We start from the raw sequence: 16,942 nt of genomic DNA on the forward strand, positions 1-16,942 counted from the left end.
TTTCTATAATGAAAACTGTTAATTTTCAGTCACAAAAGTAACAGACCGTGATGTCCCAGTATGACTTGGAAGTACACGGGCAAGACCTCCCGCTTTTAAGCACCTTAAATTTGATGCCCGCACCAATTGCGCACTAGACTATGGCTTAGACCCTTTTTTATTTAAGCGAGGCGCCGTTTGTTTATATCAACAAGCAGTCGTTATGTTAGCCAGCCTTAATTGCTACGACCAACAGCAAGTGATGAAAGAAATCTACCACATTACTAAGAACCCCAAGTCGGCCAGTAGCGTAAAGCACTCTCGTATCCCTTTTACGTTCTTATATCGTAGCCGCTACCCTTTTAAAAACTACCACTACTTAATTAAGTACAAGCAAAGCATGGCAACGGCCAATGTTGTATCACGTAACGAGTAATGAATACCCCCCTTATGATGGTCCGAAATCTCAGTCGGAGTTAGCGGCACTCGAAACACAATGGAAAGTTGATGAAAATGCTCGCCATCAAGTCAGCACTACTCATGCCGCGGTAAATGGTATGCTCAATGACTTTAAGAAATCAGCATGGTTAATGGGAGTGCACAGCCAAGCGGCCTACCCTGCCGACAAAGTACAAGAATATACCTTAGTGCATAATCCTACTGACGGCGCACTGTTAGATTTAGTAGAGTGTGTCTTTGATAAGCGTTTGGGTCGAAAATCTCACAATGCTCAACAGTTGGCAGCAGTGCTGCGCCAGTGTCAACAACAAGGTAAGGCGGTAAAGTGGACAGTACACAGCCAAGGCACCATTATATTTTGCGCCGCCCTTGAAGAGTTAATAAAGCGTGGCTGCCACTCCTTAAACAAACAACAGGTCGCTATTCATGGCTCTGGTGCTAAGCTAGAGCGCGTTAAACAAACCGCGAGCAAATTGGGTATGCACATCAACAACGTACGCAACAACCCCTTTGATTTCGTTCCTAACCTTGCAGGGCGTAATGATACGTCCGCCAGTGGTTTAAAACGTAGTATGCAATTTTTAGGGTTAACCTTTGGAGAAAGTGCCGGGGCCAGTCCGCATTCTTTACCTTACTTAGGCATAGAAACCTACCGTACCCAACTGCAAATACTGGGCAATACAAAACACCTCCCCATCGTCGATAATTACATTAAAAAGCATACAGGGACTAGCTAGTGGGATTGATTAAAAACCTTTACCGAGGCTACCGCTGGGGGCCAGATTTCAAGCAGGCGCAGCTATTATCATTTGTCATCGGTGAGCAAGTGCTACAGCTTAATTTACCAACAACTATCTACTCTGGTATAGAGCAGCCTCACCAGCCAATTTACGCCATCAATGACCCCGACTGGTTTTCCAAACACGCCAAACAGGATAGGCAGCATTTCTATGTGCATTTAGTGAGTAAGATTTGGCACTACGGCAATACCATCCCTTTACCCATCCCTGGCATCGATAACTCTGTTGGAAAAATAAACTTTACAGGGGCAATAAAACAGCTGTCAACCAATGGAGCTTTTGACACCTATGACTTAACACACCTTGGGCAACTAGAGGCATACATTAGAGAGTCTCACTTTTGGGCAAAACCAGAAAAAGGAAAAGGATGGCGAGGAAGTAATACCAAACTAAAGCAAAAGTGTATTGAGGAGTATCCTCCTCGTGGCTTCGCGGAGCCGTTTGACTCATTGGAGGCTTATATTGAATGGATGATTAATGTACATGGCTACCCGTCTATCAATCCAGAAGTTAAAGATGTTGGTGGTAAACGCTTTGCCTTTTACGTTGAAGGTCAGGGTAAAAGTCAGACAGACAGAGTTTACTGCCTACCTATTCATAAGGAGTATTATCTATGGCTGCGTTTTCGTCATGATTTAGAGACGGCTTCTGAAAAGGTACGCAAAGCAGCGTTGGTAGCTGAGGAACGTATTTTATCTGAAATGAGCATTGGCGAATTATTGCCAGAACAACGTGATGTATTGGAAGGCTAGTAATCAAATAATGTCAGAAAAAAATGTTGTTTTTAACACTCAGCTAATAGTCTTATTTGGCCTACACATACTAGAATAGTCTTGAAACCGCCAATGTCCCTAAACCCTATTTAATAGTTACTAGACAAAATCCTTCACTGTGGTAGTCAGTGCACACTATATCTATAACTGATTAATGGACAAAAACGTGTTTGAGCAGTCACTTCTGCAAAGGTGTTTCGGATTAGCGGAAGTATGGAACGGCGTTAGCATTATTAGCCGAAAACTGAAATATTTACGGTACAGCTTTCACCTTGGTTTGAAACGACTTGAACCTGTGTATATTGGCTTACTTCAGGACCTTTCTTTTCGAAAGTAAAGTGCCGAGGAATGCCCTTCATTGGCCCAGGATTTGGAGTTATGGTTAATTTAAGCAATAGTATGCTTGGATTAATACCCTGAACATCCGCCTCTTCAATTGTGACTTCAGTTTCAGCGGTATAAACCATAACTGAACCATGAACATACAAACCATTAGGTTGTTCTTTTAAGTTTACATTTGCGTTTAAAGCTAAGTTATATTCACTCGTAGTGGTCTCCTTTTATCCGATCCATATTCTTACGATTTCACCAGATTCGGACAACTCGATATTCACACGGTCTGGTATGAAGTCTTCAGTTAACATATCTCCCATCGTGTAAACCCTAGAAGGTTTTCCAATCAAGGTTGATATGGGGTTGTCGTTTACTTCGTTACTCATACTACTCTCCTTAGTTGTGATTGAATGCTAACATTTGTATAGGGCGCATGCGCGTTTATCACATTAGACCAATGAAAACGCGCGCAACTAATCATTTGAATTTAATGAAGAAACAACGATAAGGCTCAATACGTTTTCCGGCAAAACGCGCAAAGGTCAACCATTTTTACTAGGCAAAAACTGAAAACCTGAATAATACTGTATAGAAGCACAGTGGAAAGTACGCAACCCCTGCCAGTGATATAAATGTTTTTGCATCAATAGCACATAACAATTAGTTAACGGCACATACACCAGAAAGCAATTATAAACGCTATCTAGTGTCGGCCTGTGAGTGTTTGACCTATTATCGACAAAGAACAAGAATTGAAATTATAAACCGTTTGAGCGCTTTATTGCTTCATTTACACTACGATATAAGCGTTTAAGCATTTTGTTAAAAATATCTCTAATTGTCTTATAGGTTAGATCTTTTACTTCAGAACTAGCAGCGCCAGCAAATACCAGCATGTGACCGAGCAAGCCTTTTACTTGTGAAGCAGCAGTTTTACCCGCATCAGCAATTTTAACTAAAGCTTGAGCAATGAGATCATACAAGCTAACACCTATACTTATCGCCCCTTGGAGCGCGATGCCGACATAATGGCCTGTATCTTTAAGTAAAGTAATAAGCGCCGCACTTAAGCGGTCCACCCAATAGTTGCTATAACTAGCCTGGTAGCGCTTGTTGTAATCTAAGCGTACGGGGTGCAGATAATCACTTGCCGCTTTTTGCAAAGACCCCCAATCTTCTTTTTTTGCTGTGTTTAGATAACCAGGCACAGCTCCAGTCAAGGGATCCATGCCGTGAGCTTTATAGCAGATCCCATAACCACCGTCTAAGCGAAATTCAAAACCTTTATAGGGCGATTGAACAAAAGGCCAAAGCGGTACTTTAGGCACAGCGTCGGCCCCATGAGTACAGCGATAATTTTTATTTGTTCTATTGGTGTTTGCGCTAGCAAAACCAGACAAGCCAACCCGAGGCGCCCCAAAGGTATACAGTTGCACATTGCTAGTGTAAGAACTCGTTGCTACCCAATCAGCCGTAAGTGTCGCTAATGCGCCGCCCAAGCTATGCCCAACGCAATGAACTGCGCCCCTGTTTGGGCTCTGGCGCCATTCATCCAAAAACTTCTTAAGCTGTGGGCGTAATAACGAGAACGTGCGCTGAAATCCAGAATGTACTATTTGCCCGTTATCGCTTCCAGTTAACCCCACCTGGGCGTTTGTTGCCCAATCATGCCCTGAGGTTAATCTTGTTCCTCTAATGGCTATAATGGCGTCACCTTTGTATATGCCATCGCCATGACCTAAAGCAGCAAAGCCTGTTTGTTTGTTAAAAATATAACCCCCTGTTTTACTGTGCGCGTCGTTTTGAAATTTAAATCTCTTTTTCACATACGAGCTGAGGTCAACCTCTGGGTTTGACCCGCCTCTACCAATGGTGTATGCGAATAAAGCAAGCTCAGAGGCGAGTTTGGGAGAAAGCGCTGTCATGTTGACTCCTTAAATTAAACCGTTTATATCACCGTATTTATTTAGATTTTGAAGCTCGCCAAATTCTTCAAGGTCAGCGGCTTTTTTCTTTTCTATCTCTGAGCGTTCAGGCCAGCGACAAATACTTCCAACGCGCAGAGTAACTACTCCGCTAGGGTAGTCTGAGTGGATTATCTCGATTATTTCTTCTGAGTTGGCAATATCACAATTCAAAGCAGAGAGCATCTCTGTAAAGTAGGGGATATGCCTCACACCACGAGAGTTTGCATACCAAAGATAAATCTCATCATCTTCCGTTTGCCCAGGAGTATCAATACGAATACCTTGCCAAATAACATCCGTTCCAAATGGGCTGTTGGCATGGCGCGACTTCATGGTTAATTCAGGAAAGCTAAAGCGCCCGTCACTGCCTGTTGTGGTGTAGTCGTGTATTACGTCTGTAATATCGATAAACTCGTAGCTTCGTTTTAATTTAACACCGGCTAAGGGTTTACCATTTTCGGTGAGCTTTCCGCTCACAGGGGGGAAAAGTTCGACATGTTGTTTTTTAAACACTTTCGTCTCCGTTCCGCAGGCTACCAAAGCAACCGATAACAAGAAGCCTGGAAGTATACGCGGTAAAATTTTTTTAACGTTTTGCATCTATTCATGAACACAAAAAAAATGATGCGAGCATCTTACAATTAAAAAACAATTCTATCAATTACTCCTATCACCGCTTTTATAGCTATTGTGCTATGGTGATTTTTAAATCAATCAGTCCAGGGGAATATTTATTAATGGGTGAAACAGTACAGGTTGAGAATATCACCAGGGAGGCTGCGCAAAATGCGACTAACGCGAGTTAATGAGCTTTACGGCTCTAAGGTGGCTAAGGGTTCGTTTTTAGATTGGTATCACTTCGCGCAAGGGTTAGGTTTTCCCGTTGAGCATACTCAACAGAACAACCACGATATTTACAAAATATTTAACCGGTCTAAGCAGTGGTTGGTTGGTTACTGGGCCGATTCTTGCCGCGTTCAACCAAGCGGCGGCTGGTTAGATTTCTATTACGATGCGGATAAATGCGACAACCAACTAAATAAAAAAACTAACCGCCTACATTTTGAGGGGGCTACCGTTAACAAGAGCAAGCGCAGTTAAGCAGGATGGAGCCAAATATCAATCATCAACCTTAGAGTAAAACCCACAAAAATATACAGGATCGGAATTTTCAAAAATCAAGCCCTTTGCTGGCGCGGTATCCTCAAAATTTTTCCGAAACTGGGAGAGTTTAAGATCGGACTAAAATGACTGATAGCCATTTATTAACCGCCTACAGATTTATCTGCGGTTTTTTTGGTGGGTTAGTTGATTTGGGAGCGCACAGTAGTGCTAGACGCAAAAAACACGAATCCCCCCCCCCGAAAGGAGTATAGAGTAGAAACTATGTCTATTCGCGTGTGAGTGACAAGCCTTTACTGACAAGGCTTAGCAAGGCGATAGCCTCACTGCGTGAAACCATCACCCTGCCAAAAGGGTGTTTAGGGGAATGATGGTAAAGTAAAATAATAATGCCACTCCCGACGCTCGCGCAGCTCACTACTCGCTAGGCATTTATGATTTTTCTTGACCATCCACTGAAATACGTTTCTGGACAATTTCGAGTTACGGATGAACCGAATATTAGGAACCTAGAACGAATCTAAGATTCTCAGACCTTACTAGTCAGAGATGCAAAGAAAAAACTGGGGGTGAAGGTGCATATTTAAGTACTGCACGGGGCTTTATATTGATATTTGAATCATTATAATTTAGCGTACTTGCTTCTTCATTACGACAGGGATGTATTATGCCCCTTGAGCAACGGGTCTATCCTCACCCAACAAGACCGAGTAATCCTAATGCGCTAGAGCTGGCGATTTATCAGTTTGAGTTAAAAGCAAAGAAGTTTCATGATGCCAAGCTTGCTGGAGTCCCTACTTCTAGCGAAGAGGAAAAATGCTACTTGAAAAAATGACCCGAGATTATGAGCACTTAGAAGCTGAAAAAAGCCGAATCACTAGCCTCGTTATTGCTCAGGTTCTCGCACCGAAAGATACATCGTGGAAAGGAATTTAATGACGACTTATCAACTAAAAGCGCCGACGGGATCTTATGACGCGTTAGATCTTGATGACTTCACGTTAGCTGAGCAACTCGGTAATGAAGAGCTTGTTGAGACATTGATGTCAGCGTCAATGAATAACACGCCTTTGTCCCCTCTATGGCATGCAAACATTGCGTGCTCGTATTTTGGCAACGCGAAAGCTCAAGGCTATGACATTTCGATTTCTGGCAGTTTTTTGGTATTGAATCAAACAGCATTGAAGGTACTGAAACCACAACTTGAAAGCTTTGGCGAGTTTTTACCCATCAGTGTAGAAGGCAGCACCTACGAATTGTTCCACTGCTTAACCTTTGGCAAAGAGCTTAAATCACTCTTCTGTCTTACGCGCGACCTAGAAGGGGTTGAGGACGGCATTGATTCACTAATATTTGATGAAAGCGATGTGCAAGACAAGCTGATATTCAAGTCCAAGCTTCAAGGTGCCTCTGCGTTCTACTGTAACGATGCATTAAAGGCTTTACTTGGCGAGCATTCGTTATCAGGGATTACGTTTGATGAAGAGCTGTTAGAGCCTTTTTAACCGCCATCATTGGCTAAAGAATCTAGAACTAGTTTTGTGAATACGGTTATGTGGTAAGGCCTGAGAATCCTAGACACTTTCGAAGTTCTCATAATACTGTTGCTCCCATTCATAAGTCGAAATTGACCAATTTCGACTTAGCTCGGCTGGCTAACTTGAATGTGGACAAAAGCGTGTTTGGGTGATGACTTATTCAATGGTGTTTCGGATTAGCGAAAGTATGGAACAGTTGGTGTTAACGCTTTGCTAAGTGGCGCTGCCACCTAAATTTACCCAAGCCTGCAAAACTCCAAGCCGAGAATGCCACACGTTTGAGCGTCCGCTTAAGCAATTTGTTATGTGTTTTTACTTTCATCAAGTGCTTCAGGTGAAGGTGTTTGTATTTCTAGCCATGGATACTCAAAAACTTTATGTTGCTCTAAAGGAATATCTTTAGCAGCGATAAACCCAAGACCTGGTTCACCACTTTTATTAACAACGAGAGCTGTAAGAGCAGGTAATTTGTTTAAAAGGCAATACGACTGAATTGGCTCTAACAACTGCGCTAGCGCAAATTTAGGAACCCCGATTAAGTCCCCCACGATGCTGTAAGTTAATATCTGTCTATTCTTTGCAGCAAGACATAGCAATGGCCATATTTGAGCCGCTCTTTCATGACTTTTCATAATGTTTCATAATTTCCTTTTGTCATACATTTTATAAACCGGATATTATCACCTTTTCTAAGCTACATCAGCTAAAATAACAAAAATATCAGCACAAAAGAATGCAAGCCTTTATGGAAAAAGGGATCGTAATTTGTATGTGTATGATCACAGTACTTTGTCCACAAAAGTAGAAAGTTAAGGGGGCATAGGTTTATTAATAGCGGTTTTGAGGGAGCTATAACGCGTAATGGGGCAGAACAGAGCTAGCTACGATAGCCAACTCGCTGTTGGACATAAACGTGTTAGGAAAGTAATTTATGCTGTGATGTTTTGAGTAAATCCAAGATAGGAAAGGAATACTCTGTATTAACGCCGCGATACAGACTCGCTCTTAAACGCTTTATTATGTACAAATTTCAACTACTAAGAAAGTTTGCTATGATCGAAATAATCGCAACACCAATACTACTCCAAGCAACCTTCATTGATGTTTTAAAATTCCGGCTGTCTTCAATTGCAATAAATGATTTTTCAAACCGTTCTAAGTTACTCACACAGACCTTTCTAGCCCTTGAAAGAACTTTATAATTAATATCTTTAATACTAAGGTGAGCTAAATTTTCATGAGCATAAATTTCCAAATCACCAACAAAACCTTCGTCTAATTCTTCTAACTTTACACAATACTCTTTATGTTCTTCTCGAGCAGCTTGCAACTTAGGTCTTATTTTTCTACCCCAAAAACCTCGACTACAACTTATCAATTTTTCATGGCTTCTATTTATTGATTTAGAAACCTCCATATATTCATTGACTAGAGTATTAATATGAATATGTTTTCTTCCCATATGGACAAACCACCTAGTTTTTACTGTGAGTTGCTCACTATATTGTATATAACGGTTTATTAAGCATATCAGCTACCTAGCCCGAAAAATAACAAAAGAATCAATATAAAAGAATGCAAGCCTTTGTGGAAAGAAGGAATCACAGTTCACATGTGTATAATTACAGTGCTTTGTCCATAAAAGCAGAAACATTAAGAGTACCTAGATTTATTAGGGGTAGAACTGGAAGAGCTGTAACAAGGAACGGGACACAAACGAGTTGGAATGCTTGCAATATGGAGTGTCCCACTAAACCGACCAATCGCACCGCGCTTTATCCTCCCCCGTCGTGTAACGCATCAGCTTGATTGCCTGGTTACCATTGTATTGCAAGTAAAGAAAGCTATACGAAAGTGGCCAGGTGTCCCCCAGGAATAAACCAATCAAAGTTATCCGATCCGGTAAGTTGACAGAGTGGCAACGCGACAACAAATACCACCACCGCACCCTGGCAGAAAAGCCATGAAGTAAGCTGACTGCACGAGGCATGCCTTCCCGTAAAGTACTCACCGATACATTACAGTTACATATTGTACGCTATTAGATTTAAAGGCTTGAGGCTACTATTTTGTCGTCATTAAATTGCTAAAGACAAAGCAGTAACGATGGGACATATAAAGCGAGGTCATTTAAGTGAATCGATGTGTGTTATCCCTCCAAAAGCACTAAGAGACAAGATGGATGAAGTTTTACTTCCACTAATCAATCAAAGTCTTAACTTACGACTTCAGAGTAACCAGTTAGGCGGGCTACGTGACACCTTGCTTCCTAAATTGCTTTCCGGCGAAATTGACTTAGCACTCACTCAACAATGGGCAGAGGCTAGTTAATGGCAACTCGCGTAGAAATGCTTATCGAGACGCTTAAAGCGCATTCTGAGAAAAAGTTTACTGCTCGGGATTTAGCCAAAGAGTTCGTACTTCGATACCCAAAAGCTTTGGCTAAAGCATATTCATTGTGTAGCACCATGGATGAAACTCACGGTTATAAGAACGAAATTGCCTTTTACTCTGCGATCAAGGCGGCTTTTATCAAACATTCTACGGTAGACAAAAACGCACTGATGAAGAAAGAAATACAGCACTGAAGCAAATCCTAAACAATGCAGTAGTCGATGATATCTTCTCTATGGTTGGCCTTGACAAGCCGAATATTGGGCTTTTTTCTGAAGAGTTTTTAGAAGACGTTAAGAACCTGAAAGAGAAGAACCTTGCGGTAGAGCTGCTTGAAAAGCTGCTACGTGATGAAGTGAAAGCTCGCATGAAGATTGATGTCGTACAAGAGAAAAAGTACTCTGAACGTATTATGGCAACACTGTAAAAGTACCATAACCGTAGCATTGAAACGGCACAAGTTATTGAAGAGCTAATTCAGTGAGCAAAAGAGATGCAAGAGGATGCAGAGCTGCTCGATAAGCTTAACTTGTCAGTCGATGAAATTGCCTTCTACCGAGCACTGGTAGAGAACGAAGCCTCAGTACGTGAATTGGGTGATGACAATTTGCGCAAACTAGCCATTGAGTTAACGCGGCAATTGCGAAGCTCTGCCACAGTCGATTGGCAAAAGCGCGACAGTGTACGCGCGCGTATGCGTAACCTCGTTCGTCGGTTGCTACGCCGCTGGAAGTACCCTCCAGATGCAGCTGAAGAAGCGATTAAGCTTGTACTAGAGCAGGCAGAAGTATTGGCTGATGGCTGGTATGCGGCTTAATAAATTATTTGAGAAGACAGGGTGAGCAAACCTTACCCTTTGTGTATTTGTTATTTGTTATTTGTTATTTGTTATTTGTTATTTGTTATTTGTTATTTGTTTTCAAATCTAGTGTCGTTTTAGTTGGGTCAAGATACATAAAGTTATTAATCGAGGAGATTTTGGCAATCGATTCAAACTGATTTCTGTCCAAAAACGTGTTTGAGAATGATTAATCTTTAATGTCATACTTCAACCTTTGACTCACCTAACGTATCTACAAACGACCAAACTTTAGCCTACAAATTTAATTGTACATTATGAAAAGTAGTCGATTCTGATCAAGCTTTATTTTCCACCCACAGTTAGTTGGATAACTGCATCAAAGCTCGTACAAACAGCTTCGTAGGTTCATTAAAATAGCGCCTGCCCAACTTCTTCATTCGATACAAAAGCTTGTTTAACAAAATATCACCATGAGACTCTGTTGTAAGTTCAAAAACAGAACACTTCAGCCAGTGCATCGTTTGACAAGTGCGGTTTCGTTGCGGCCCCCTTTGGCTAGTAAATTGGAGGGATCGCCAGTATCAAAAAAGCTTTGTCGGCAACGTGATTATCGAATCCCCCCCATTCATGAGCTAAAGCCACGGAGCCTACGTTTTTTTTACTAACACAGGCCTTCGTGAGTCAAGAGCATAATGAGCTTGGGCTATTAGGTTTTCTCCGTGCCAAAAGCAAGTCGTAATTGCCCTCTAAGGCCAATTAGAACTCTACCTCTATTCTTCGATGAATATAGTATTGTGTGTCCGCGCCTCTCCACATTGATAAAGTCGTCTTCACTATTGAGAAATTGAGTACTTACACCTCGCTTGTTTCACTTAAAGGTTGTTTTCCGCGAATGAAGCAAGCCTCGAACGCACAACCCCATCAAGATAGACATTGGCACTACCATCAAACTCTTTAAATCTCTCGATGATGTAAGCTAGGCCAGAAGTTACCGGAGATAAATAATTACTATCTATTTGAGCTAGATTTCCGGAAATCACAAGCTTAGTGCCCTCGCCACAACGCGTAATAAGAGTTTTTAGCTGTGAAGCAGTTAAGTTCTGTGCTTCATCTACAAGAACAAACGCTCCAGTAATTGATCGTCCTCGCATAAAGTTTAGCGATTTAAACTGAAGGTTCGCCTTATCAACAATGTATTGCATCGAGTTTTGTGGTGACACATCATTTTTATGGAGGACCTCAAGAGTATCCGTTACAGCGCCAAGCCATGGCAGCATCTTCTCTTCTTCGGTTCCTGGAAGGAAACCTATAGATTCAGCTATTTCTGGCGTACTCCTGGTTACAATTATTTTCCCGAATAAGCCTTTCTCTATCGTCATTTCCAAAGCCGCGGCAAGGGCTAGAAATGTTTTCCCTGACCCAGCAGGGCCACTAAGCACAACCAAATCGATATCTGGGTCTAGTAAGCTGTCTAGAGCCATTCCTTGGTAAATATTCTTGGGGTGTACTCCCCAAGCGTGCTTTGCCATTAAGCGCTCGAACCCTATATCCAACAAATCTGTAGACTCTTCATGCGTCGCTATCACTCGCCCAGCAAAACTCTCAGTGTCATCAATTACATACTGGTTTACATATGATTGTCTTAAGATACTGGCATCAATCGTGTGAATCGTATCGCGGCCTTCTGTAGTACTTTTACAGTCTTGTACTCGCCCCCAAAAACTCCCCTCGAGCTCAATGAACCCTTTTGCAAGTAGTGCAATATCTTCGACAACTTTGTCTCGACGGTAGTCTTCGACATGGTTTAAGCCCGCTCCCTTAGCTTTCAGGCGCATATTGATGTCTTTTGTAACAAGTACTACTTCGTGAGGCGTATACTGGCGTTGTAGGAACAATGCACTGTTAATAATGACATTGTCTGGCCCATCCATTGGCATCCACTCAGACCCACTTGTATCTTTGAGTAGTTGATAGTCTGCAAATATAGAAAGGGTCCCTATCGTTCCGCTTCCCTCATGCTCGATTTCAACTCCTTCTTGTACTAGTTCAGGTGACGCCCCATTTATCAGCTTCTCTAGAGCATGGATGGCTAATCTAGCATCTCTTGAGACATCTTTTTTTCGATCTTTTATGTTATCTAGTTCCTCAAGCACCGTCATTGGAACAACTATTCTGTGTTCTTCAAATGCGTATACAGCTAAAGGGTCATGAAGTAGAACATTTGTATCAAGTACATAAATCTTACTGTTATCATCTTGCTGCAAACTACTCATGCTGCACCTCCTAATAAAACGTACAACGACGATCCTTCACCAGCGTGGTTCTGCACAGAAGTCCTTGCTACAATGGTATGTACATTATTATTCCTGAATTCATCCTTGACACCCGTTTTACCACAACCCGCTGGGCCAGTGAGAATCACCAAGTCAATATTAGGATCGAGCAAGGCATCAAACGCCATACCTTGATAGATGTTTTTGGGATGAACTCCCCAAGCATGTTTGGCCATCAAGCGCTCATAACCCAAGTCGAGCAATTCGACATTTTGCTCGTCTTTTTTAACTACTCGCGCCGCAAAGCTTTCGGTGTCATCGATGATGTATTGGTTTACATAACAAGGGCCGAGAATTTCGGCATCAATGACATGGTGGGTATCTCGCCCTTCTGAACTACTTTCACAATCTTTAACTCGCCCCCAAAAGCTGCCTTCTAACTCAGTGAAGCCTTTTGCTAGCAAGCGAATATCATCGATTAGTTGGTCGGTTCGATAGTCTTCTACACGCTCTAAGCCAGCGCCTTTTGCTTTTAGGCGCATATTAATGTCTTTAGTTACCAATACCACCTGACGAGGGGCATGCTTGTCTTGCAAATAAATAGCTGCGTTGATGATACGATTATCGGGCTCATCGGCAGTAAAGTTTTGTTGGTTCTTTTCAAGTGTATGATCTGCAAAAATCGATAACTTACCACTCACTTGGTTGTCAGCATCATTCTTAAGCTCTACACCATTTACAATCTGCTCTGGTGAGGCGGATGCAAATACATCTTCTAATGAGCGAATAGCCACTCGTGCATCTCTGCTAACGTCTTTTTGCCTATCTTTAATTCGGTCTAATTCTTCTAGGACAGTCATTGGAATAACGACGTCATGTTCTTGGAAAGAGTATATTGCGAGGGGTTCGTGCAGCAGCACGTTAGTGTCGAGAATGAACAGTTTACTTGGAGCGTTATTTTCCATATTTGCCCTCCATAGGCCAACAGGCGATGTGAGAAGTATTGCAAACGTTCAATCTCAGGCTAATTCATCCAGATCGGCTTTACAAACTTTTCCACACCATTAACCAACCGAGTGCCGATTTATTAATCAAATATAGAATTAAGGAAATCGGTTTAATGAAGAGATTTACCTGAAAGGAGAGCTATATGAGAATTGAGTTTAGAAGTAAACCGCAGGCAATAAAAAAGCCCTCATCATTAGACGAGGGCTTAGTATAGGAGCCTGGCGGAGACCTACTTTCACATGGGGAAGCCCCACACTATCATCGGCGCAGTTGCGTTTCACTTCTGAGTTCGGCATGGAGTCAGGTGGGTCCACAACGCTATTGCCACCAGGCAAAAACTGTTGTCTTTAACATTCGAAAAAGCTGAAACATCTCATGAGCACTAACAAGTATTCATGGTTTCTAAAATAAAGTATCTATAAGCAACACCCTTTAGGTGTTGTATGGTTAAGCCTCACGGGTAATTAGTACAAGTTAGCTCAATGCCTCACAGCACTTACACACCTTGCCTATCAACGTTGTAGTCTCCAACGGCCCTTCAGAGGACTTAAAGTCCTAGTGAGAATTAATCTCGAGGCCTGCTTCCCGCTTAGATGCTTTCAGCGGTTATCAGTTCCGAACGTAGCTACTGGGCAATGCTATTGGCATAACAACCCAAACACCAGCGGTTCGTCCACTCCGGTCCTCTCGTACTAGGAGCAGCTCCCCTCAATTCTCAAACGCCCACGGCAGATAGGGACCGAACTGTCTCACGACGTTCTAAACCCAGCTCGCGTACCACTTTAAATGGCGAACAGCCATACCCTTGGGACCGACTTCAGCCCCAGGATGTGATGAGCCGACATCGAGGTGCCAAACACCGCCGTCGATATGAACTCTTGGGCGGTATCAGCCTGTTATCCCCGGAGTACCTTTTATCCGTTGAGCGATGGCCCTTCCATACAGAACCACCGGATCACTATGACCTACTTTCGTACCTGCTCGACGTGTCTGTCTCGCAGTTAAGCTGGCTTATGCCATTGCACTAACCGTATGATGTCCGACCATACTTAGCCAACCTTCGTGCTCCTCCGTTACTCTTTGGGAGGAGACCGCCCCAGTCAAACTACCCACCAGACACTGTCCGCAATCCCGATAAGGGACCAACGTTAGAACATCAACACTACAAGGGTGGTATTTCAAGGTCGGCTCCACGTCATCTAGCGACAACGCTTCAAAGCCTCCCACCTATCCTACACATGTAGGGTCAATGTTCAGTGTCAAGCTGTAGTAAAGGTTCACGGGGTCTTTCCGTCTAGCCGCGGGTACACCGCATCTTCACGGCAATTTCAATTTCACTGAGTCTCGGGTGGAGACAGCTTGGCCATCATTACGCCATTCGTGCAGGTCGGAACTTACCCGACAAGGAATTTCGCTACCTTAGGACCGTTATAGTTACGGCCGCCGTTTACCGGGGCTTCGATCAATAGCTTCGCGCGAACGCTAACCACATCAATTAACCTTCCGGCACCGGGCAGGCGTCACACCGTATACGTCATCTTTCGATTTAGCACAGTGCTGTGTTTTTAATAAACAGTTGCAGCCAACTGGTATCTGCGACTCTCAGCAGCTTAGGGAGCAAGTCCCATCACCATCAAGAGCGTACCTTCTCCCGAAGTTACGGTACCATTTTGCCTAGTTCCTTCACCCGAGTTCTCTCAAGCGCCTTGGTATTCTCTACCCAACCACCTGTGTCGGTTTGGGGTACGGTTTCGTATAATCTGAAGCTTAGAGACTTTTCCTGGAAGCAGGGCATCAACCACTTCGTGTCCGTAGACACTCGTCATCAACTCTCAGCGTAATGTAAACCCGGATTTGCCTAAGTTTACCGCCTACTGCCTTTCACGTGGACAACCATCGCCACGCTGGCCTAGCCTTCTCCGTCCTCCCATCGCAATTATACGAAGTACAGGAATATTAACCTGTTTCCCATCGACTACACTTTTCAGTCTCGCCTTAGGGGCCGACTCACCCTGCCCTGATTAACATTGGACAGGAAACCTTGGTCTTTCGGCGAGGGGGCTTTTCACCCCCTTTATCGTTACTCATGTCAACATTCGCACTTCTGATACCTCCAGCAAACCTTACGATCCACCTTCAACGGCTTACAGAACGCTCCTCTACCGAGCATGCAAGCATGCTCCCGTAGCTTCGGTGGTATGTTTAGCCCCGTTACATCTTCCGCGCAGGCCGACTCGACCAGTGAGCTATTACGCTTTCTTTAAATGATGGCTGCTTCTAAGCCAACATCCTGGCTGTCTAAGCCTTCCCACATCGTTTCCCACTTAACATACACTTTGGGACCTTAGCTGACGGTCTGGGTTGTTTCCCTTTCCACGACGGACGTTAGCACCCGCCGTGTGTCTCCCGAGTAGTACTTGATGGTATTCGGAGTTTGCAAAGGGTTGGTAAGTCGGGATGACCCCCTAGCCTTAACAGTGCTCTACCCCCATCAGTATTCGCTCGAGGCGCTACCTAAATAGCTTTCGAGGAGAACCAGCTATCTCCCGGTTTGATTGGCCTTTCACCCCCAGCCACAAGTCATCCGCTAATTTTTCAACATTAGTCGGTTCGGTCCTCCAATTGGTGTTACCCAATCTTCAACCTGCCCATGGCTAGATCACCGGGTTTCGGGTCTAATCCCAGCAACTATGCGCGCAGTTAACACTCGGTTTCCCTACGGCTCCGCTATTCGCTTAACCTTGCTACTGAAATTAAGTCGTTGACCCATTATACAAAAGGTACGCAGTCACCCCACAAGGGGGCTCCCACTGCTTGTACGTATACGGTTTCAGGTTCTATTTCACTCCCCTCACAGGGGTTCTTTTCGCCTTTCCCTCACGGTACTGGTTCACTATCGGTCAGTCAGGAGTATTTAGCCTTGGAGGATGGTCCCCCCATATTCAGACAACATATCACGTGTGCCGTCCTACTCGATTTCACTTAAAGTAGATTTTCATGTACGGGGCTATCACCCTGTATCGCCATCCTTTCCAGAATGTTCCACTAATCACCTAAAAGCTTAAGGGCTAATCCGGGTTCGCTCGCCGCTACTACCAGAATCTCGGTTGATTTCTTTTCCTCCGGGTACTTAGATGTTTCAGTTCCCCGGGTTCGCCTCGCAACGCTATGTATTCACGTTACGATACTGCATAAAATGCAGTGGGTTTCCCCATTCGGAAATCTGTGTCTATAACGTCTTTTATCGACTTAACACAGCTTATCGCAGATTAACACGTCCTTCATCGCCTCTGACTGCCAAGGCATCCACCGTATACGCTTAGTCACTTAACCATACAACACCTAAATGTTGTCGCTTAAATCACTTGAATGGTCAGGCTGTATAAGTCCTGCCATTCGAGTACGATCACCTTATTTTTGAATACCAAGAACACTTGTTATTAAACTCATATTCTTGAGATATTTTTTATCAGCTTTTCCAAATTGTTAAAGAG

14 protein-coding genes, 2 rRNA genes and 2 pseudogenes are annotated in these 16,942 nt (G+C 43.4%); 8 read left to right on the top strand and 10 right to left on the bottom strand.

Translation table 11 applies throughout. The features are described from left to right. Positions 1-202 precede the first annotated feature (202 nt). From LQZ07_RS19650 to LQZ07_RS19660, 3 genes are read left to right on the top strand one after another with little or no spacing between them, the layout of a single operon-like run. The gene (locus LQZ07_RS19650; protein ID WP_249483300.1) at positions 203-415 is read left to right on the top strand and encodes a hypothetical protein; all 213 of its coding nucleotides are present in this window, start codon (positions 203-205) and stop codon (positions 413-415) included. Further along, on the top strand, positions 393-1,175 hold the full coding sequence (locus tag LQZ07_RS19655; RefSeq protein WP_249483303.1) for a hypothetical protein: 783 nt from the start codon (positions 393-395) through the stop codon (positions 1,173-1,175). Before LQZ07_RS19650 ends, LQZ07_RS19655 begins: the two co-directional genes overlap by 23 nt. Next, positions 1,175-1,990, top strand: coding sequence for a hypothetical protein (locus LQZ07_RS19660; protein ID WP_152786550.1), 816 nt, complete (start codon positions 1,175-1,177; stop codon positions 1,988-1,990). The genes LQZ07_RS19655 and LQZ07_RS19660 overlap by 1 nt, the downstream gene beginning before the upstream one ends. Before the next feature lie 254 nt (positions 1,991-2,244). Here LQZ07_RS19660 and LQZ07_RS19665 read toward each other — a convergent pair whose 3' ends face one another. The 4 genes from LQZ07_RS19665 to LQZ07_RS19680 all read right to left on the bottom strand — a co-directional run bounded on the left by LQZ07_RS19665 (position 2,245) and on the right by LQZ07_RS19680 (position 4,824). After that, positions 2,245-2,478, bottom strand: coding sequence for a hypothetical protein (locus LQZ07_RS19665; protein WP_152786452.1), 234 nt, complete (start codon positions 2,476-2,478; stop codon positions 2,245-2,247). A gap of 93 nt (positions 2,479-2,571) precedes the next feature. After that, positions 2,572-2,730 carry an I78 family peptidase inhibitor gene (locus LQZ07_RS19670; RefSeq protein ID WP_152786451.1) on the bottom strand — a complete coding sequence of 53 codons (159 nt, stop codon included), beginning with the start codon at positions 2,728-2,730 and terminating at the stop codon, positions 2,572-2,574. Positions 2,731-3,102: 372 nt separating this feature from the next. Beyond that, positions 3,103-4,269 carry a lipase family protein gene (locus LQZ07_RS19675; protein ID WP_152786448.1) on the bottom strand — a complete coding sequence of 389 codons (1,167 nt, stop codon included), beginning with the start codon at positions 4,267-4,269 and terminating at the stop codon, positions 3,103-3,105. 9 nt (positions 4,270-4,278) lie between these two features. Next, positions 4,279-4,824, bottom strand: a complete 546-nt coding sequence (locus LQZ07_RS19680; protein WP_227981731.1) for a transthyretin-like family protein — start codon at positions 4,822-4,824, stop codon at positions 4,279-4,281. A 273-nt stretch (positions 4,825-5,097) separates the two neighbouring features. Between LQZ07_RS19680 and LQZ07_RS19685 the strand changes: the two genes are divergently transcribed. The 3 genes from LQZ07_RS19685 to LQZ07_RS19695 all read left to right on the top strand — a co-directional run bounded on the left by LQZ07_RS19685 (position 5,098) and on the right by LQZ07_RS19695 (position 6,938). Next, entirely contained in the window at positions 5,098-5,412 is a 315-nt protein-coding gene (locus tag LQZ07_RS19685; protein WP_152786446.1) for a hypothetical protein, read from the top strand. Between the two features lie 688 nt (positions 5,413-6,100). Beyond that, entirely contained in the window at positions 6,101-6,268 is a 168-nt protein-coding gene (locus LQZ07_RS19690) for a hypothetical protein (protein WP_194164258.1), read from the top strand. A gap of 100 nt (positions 6,269-6,368) precedes the next feature. Further along, entirely contained in the window at positions 6,369-6,938 is a 570-nt protein-coding gene (locus tag LQZ07_RS19695) for a hypothetical protein (protein ID WP_152786444.1), read from the top strand. A gap of 335 nt (positions 6,939-7,273) precedes the next feature. Here the strand turns inward: LQZ07_RS19695 and LQZ07_RS19700 are convergent, their stop codons facing one another. Together LQZ07_RS19700 and LQZ07_RS19705 are read right to left on the bottom strand one after the other, a co-directional pair. Then, positions 7,274-7,603, bottom strand: a complete 330-nt coding sequence (locus LQZ07_RS19700; RefSeq protein WP_152786442.1) for a hypothetical protein — start codon at positions 7,601-7,603, stop codon at positions 7,274-7,276. Positions 7,604-8,001: 398 nt separating this feature from the next. Next, positions 8,002-8,433 carry a hypothetical protein gene (locus tag LQZ07_RS19705; protein WP_152786440.1) on the bottom strand — a complete coding sequence of 144 codons (432 nt, stop codon included), beginning with the start codon at positions 8,431-8,433 and terminating at the stop codon, positions 8,002-8,004. A gap of 644 nt (positions 8,434-9,077) precedes the next feature. On the opposite strand from LQZ07_RS19705, the gene LQZ07_RS19710 reads away from it, so the two are divergent. Both LQZ07_RS19710 and LQZ07_RS19715 read left to right on the top strand, forming a co-directional pair. After that, positions 9,078-9,302 carry a hypothetical protein gene (locus tag LQZ07_RS19710; RefSeq protein WP_152786438.1) on the top strand — a complete coding sequence of 75 codons (225 nt, stop codon included), beginning with the start codon at positions 9,078-9,080 and terminating at the stop codon, positions 9,300-9,302. A gap of 17 nt (positions 9,303-9,319) precedes the next feature. Continuing rightward, a pseudogene (locus tag LQZ07_RS19715) lies at positions 9,320-10,182 on the top strand (DUF3387 domain-containing protein). A gap of 857 nt (positions 10,183-11,039) precedes the next feature. Here the strand turns inward: LQZ07_RS19715 and LQZ07_RS19720 are convergent. From LQZ07_RS19720 to LQZ07_RS19735, 4 genes and pseudogenes are all read right to left on the bottom strand, one after another. Continuing rightward, complete coding sequence (locus tag LQZ07_RS19720; RefSeq protein ID WP_152786436.1) at positions 11,040-12,440, bottom strand: PhoH family protein; 1,401 nt, start codon at positions 12,438-12,440, stop codon at positions 11,040-11,042. Positions 12,441-12,553: 113 nt separating this feature from the next. Further along, positions 12,554-13,405: pseudogene (locus LQZ07_RS19725) on the bottom strand (PIN domain-containing protein); the annotation flags it as partial. A 259-nt stretch (positions 13,406-13,664) separates the two neighbouring features. Further along, positions 13,665-13,780, bottom strand: a 5S ribosomal RNA gene (rrf, locus tag LQZ07_RS19730). A 111-nt stretch (positions 13,781-13,891) separates the two neighbouring features. Next, positions 13,892-16,781: ribosomal RNA gene (locus LQZ07_RS19735) — 23S ribosomal RNA — on the bottom strand. Positions 16,782-16,942: the final 161 nt, after the last annotated feature.

Source organism: Agarivorans sp. B2Z047, from assembly GCF_023373605.1.
Classification (GTDB): domain Bacteria; phylum Pseudomonadota; class Gammaproteobacteria; order Enterobacterales; family Celerinatantimonadaceae; genus Agarivorans; species Agarivorans albus.

Bases quoted from the DNA above. Each gene is read 5' to 3' on its own strand.
- LQZ07_RS19675 (WP_152786448.1), bottom strand. From the start codon at position 4,269: ATGACAGCGCTTTCTCCCAAACTCGCCTCTGAGCTTGCTTTATTCGCA.
- LQZ07_RS19665 (WP_152786452.1), bottom strand. From the start codon at position 2,478: ATGGTTTATACCGCTGAAACTGAAGTCACAATTGAAGAGGCGGATGTT.
- LQZ07_RS19690 (WP_194164258.1), top strand. From the start codon at position 6,101: ATGCCCCTTGAGCAACGGGTCTATCCTCACCCAACAAGACCGAGTAAT.
- LQZ07_RS19720 (WP_152786436.1), bottom strand. From the start codon at position 12,440: ATGAGTAGTTTGCAGCAAGATGATAACAGTAAGATTTATGTACTTGAT.
- LQZ07_RS19700 (WP_152786442.1), bottom strand. From the start codon at position 7,603: ATGAAAAGTCATGAAAGAGCGGCTCAAATATGGCCATTGCTATGTCTT.
- LQZ07_RS19705 (WP_152786440.1), bottom strand. From the start codon at position 8,433: ATGGGAAGAAAACATATTCATATTAATACTCTAGTCAATGAATATATG.
- LQZ07_RS19695 (WP_152786444.1), top strand. From the start codon at position 6,369: ATGACGACTTATCAACTAAAAGCGCCGACGGGATCTTATGACGCGTTA.
- LQZ07_RS19710 (WP_152786438.1), top strand. From the start codon at position 9,078: ATGGGACATATAAAGCGAGGTCATTTAAGTGAATCGATGTGTGTTATC.
- LQZ07_RS19655 (WP_249483303.1), top strand. From the start codon at position 393: ATGTTGTATCACGTAACGAGTAATGAATACCCCCCTTATGATGGTCCG.
- LQZ07_RS19670 (WP_152786451.1), bottom strand. From the start codon at position 2,730: ATGAGTAACGAAGTAAACGACAACCCCATATCAACCTTGATTGGAAAA.
- LQZ07_RS19650 (WP_249483300.1), top strand. From the start codon at position 203: ATGTTAGCCAGCCTTAATTGCTACGACCAACAGCAAGTGATGAAAGAA.
- LQZ07_RS19685 (WP_152786446.1), top strand. From the start codon at position 5,098: ATGCGACTAACGCGAGTTAATGAGCTTTACGGCTCTAAGGTGGCTAAG.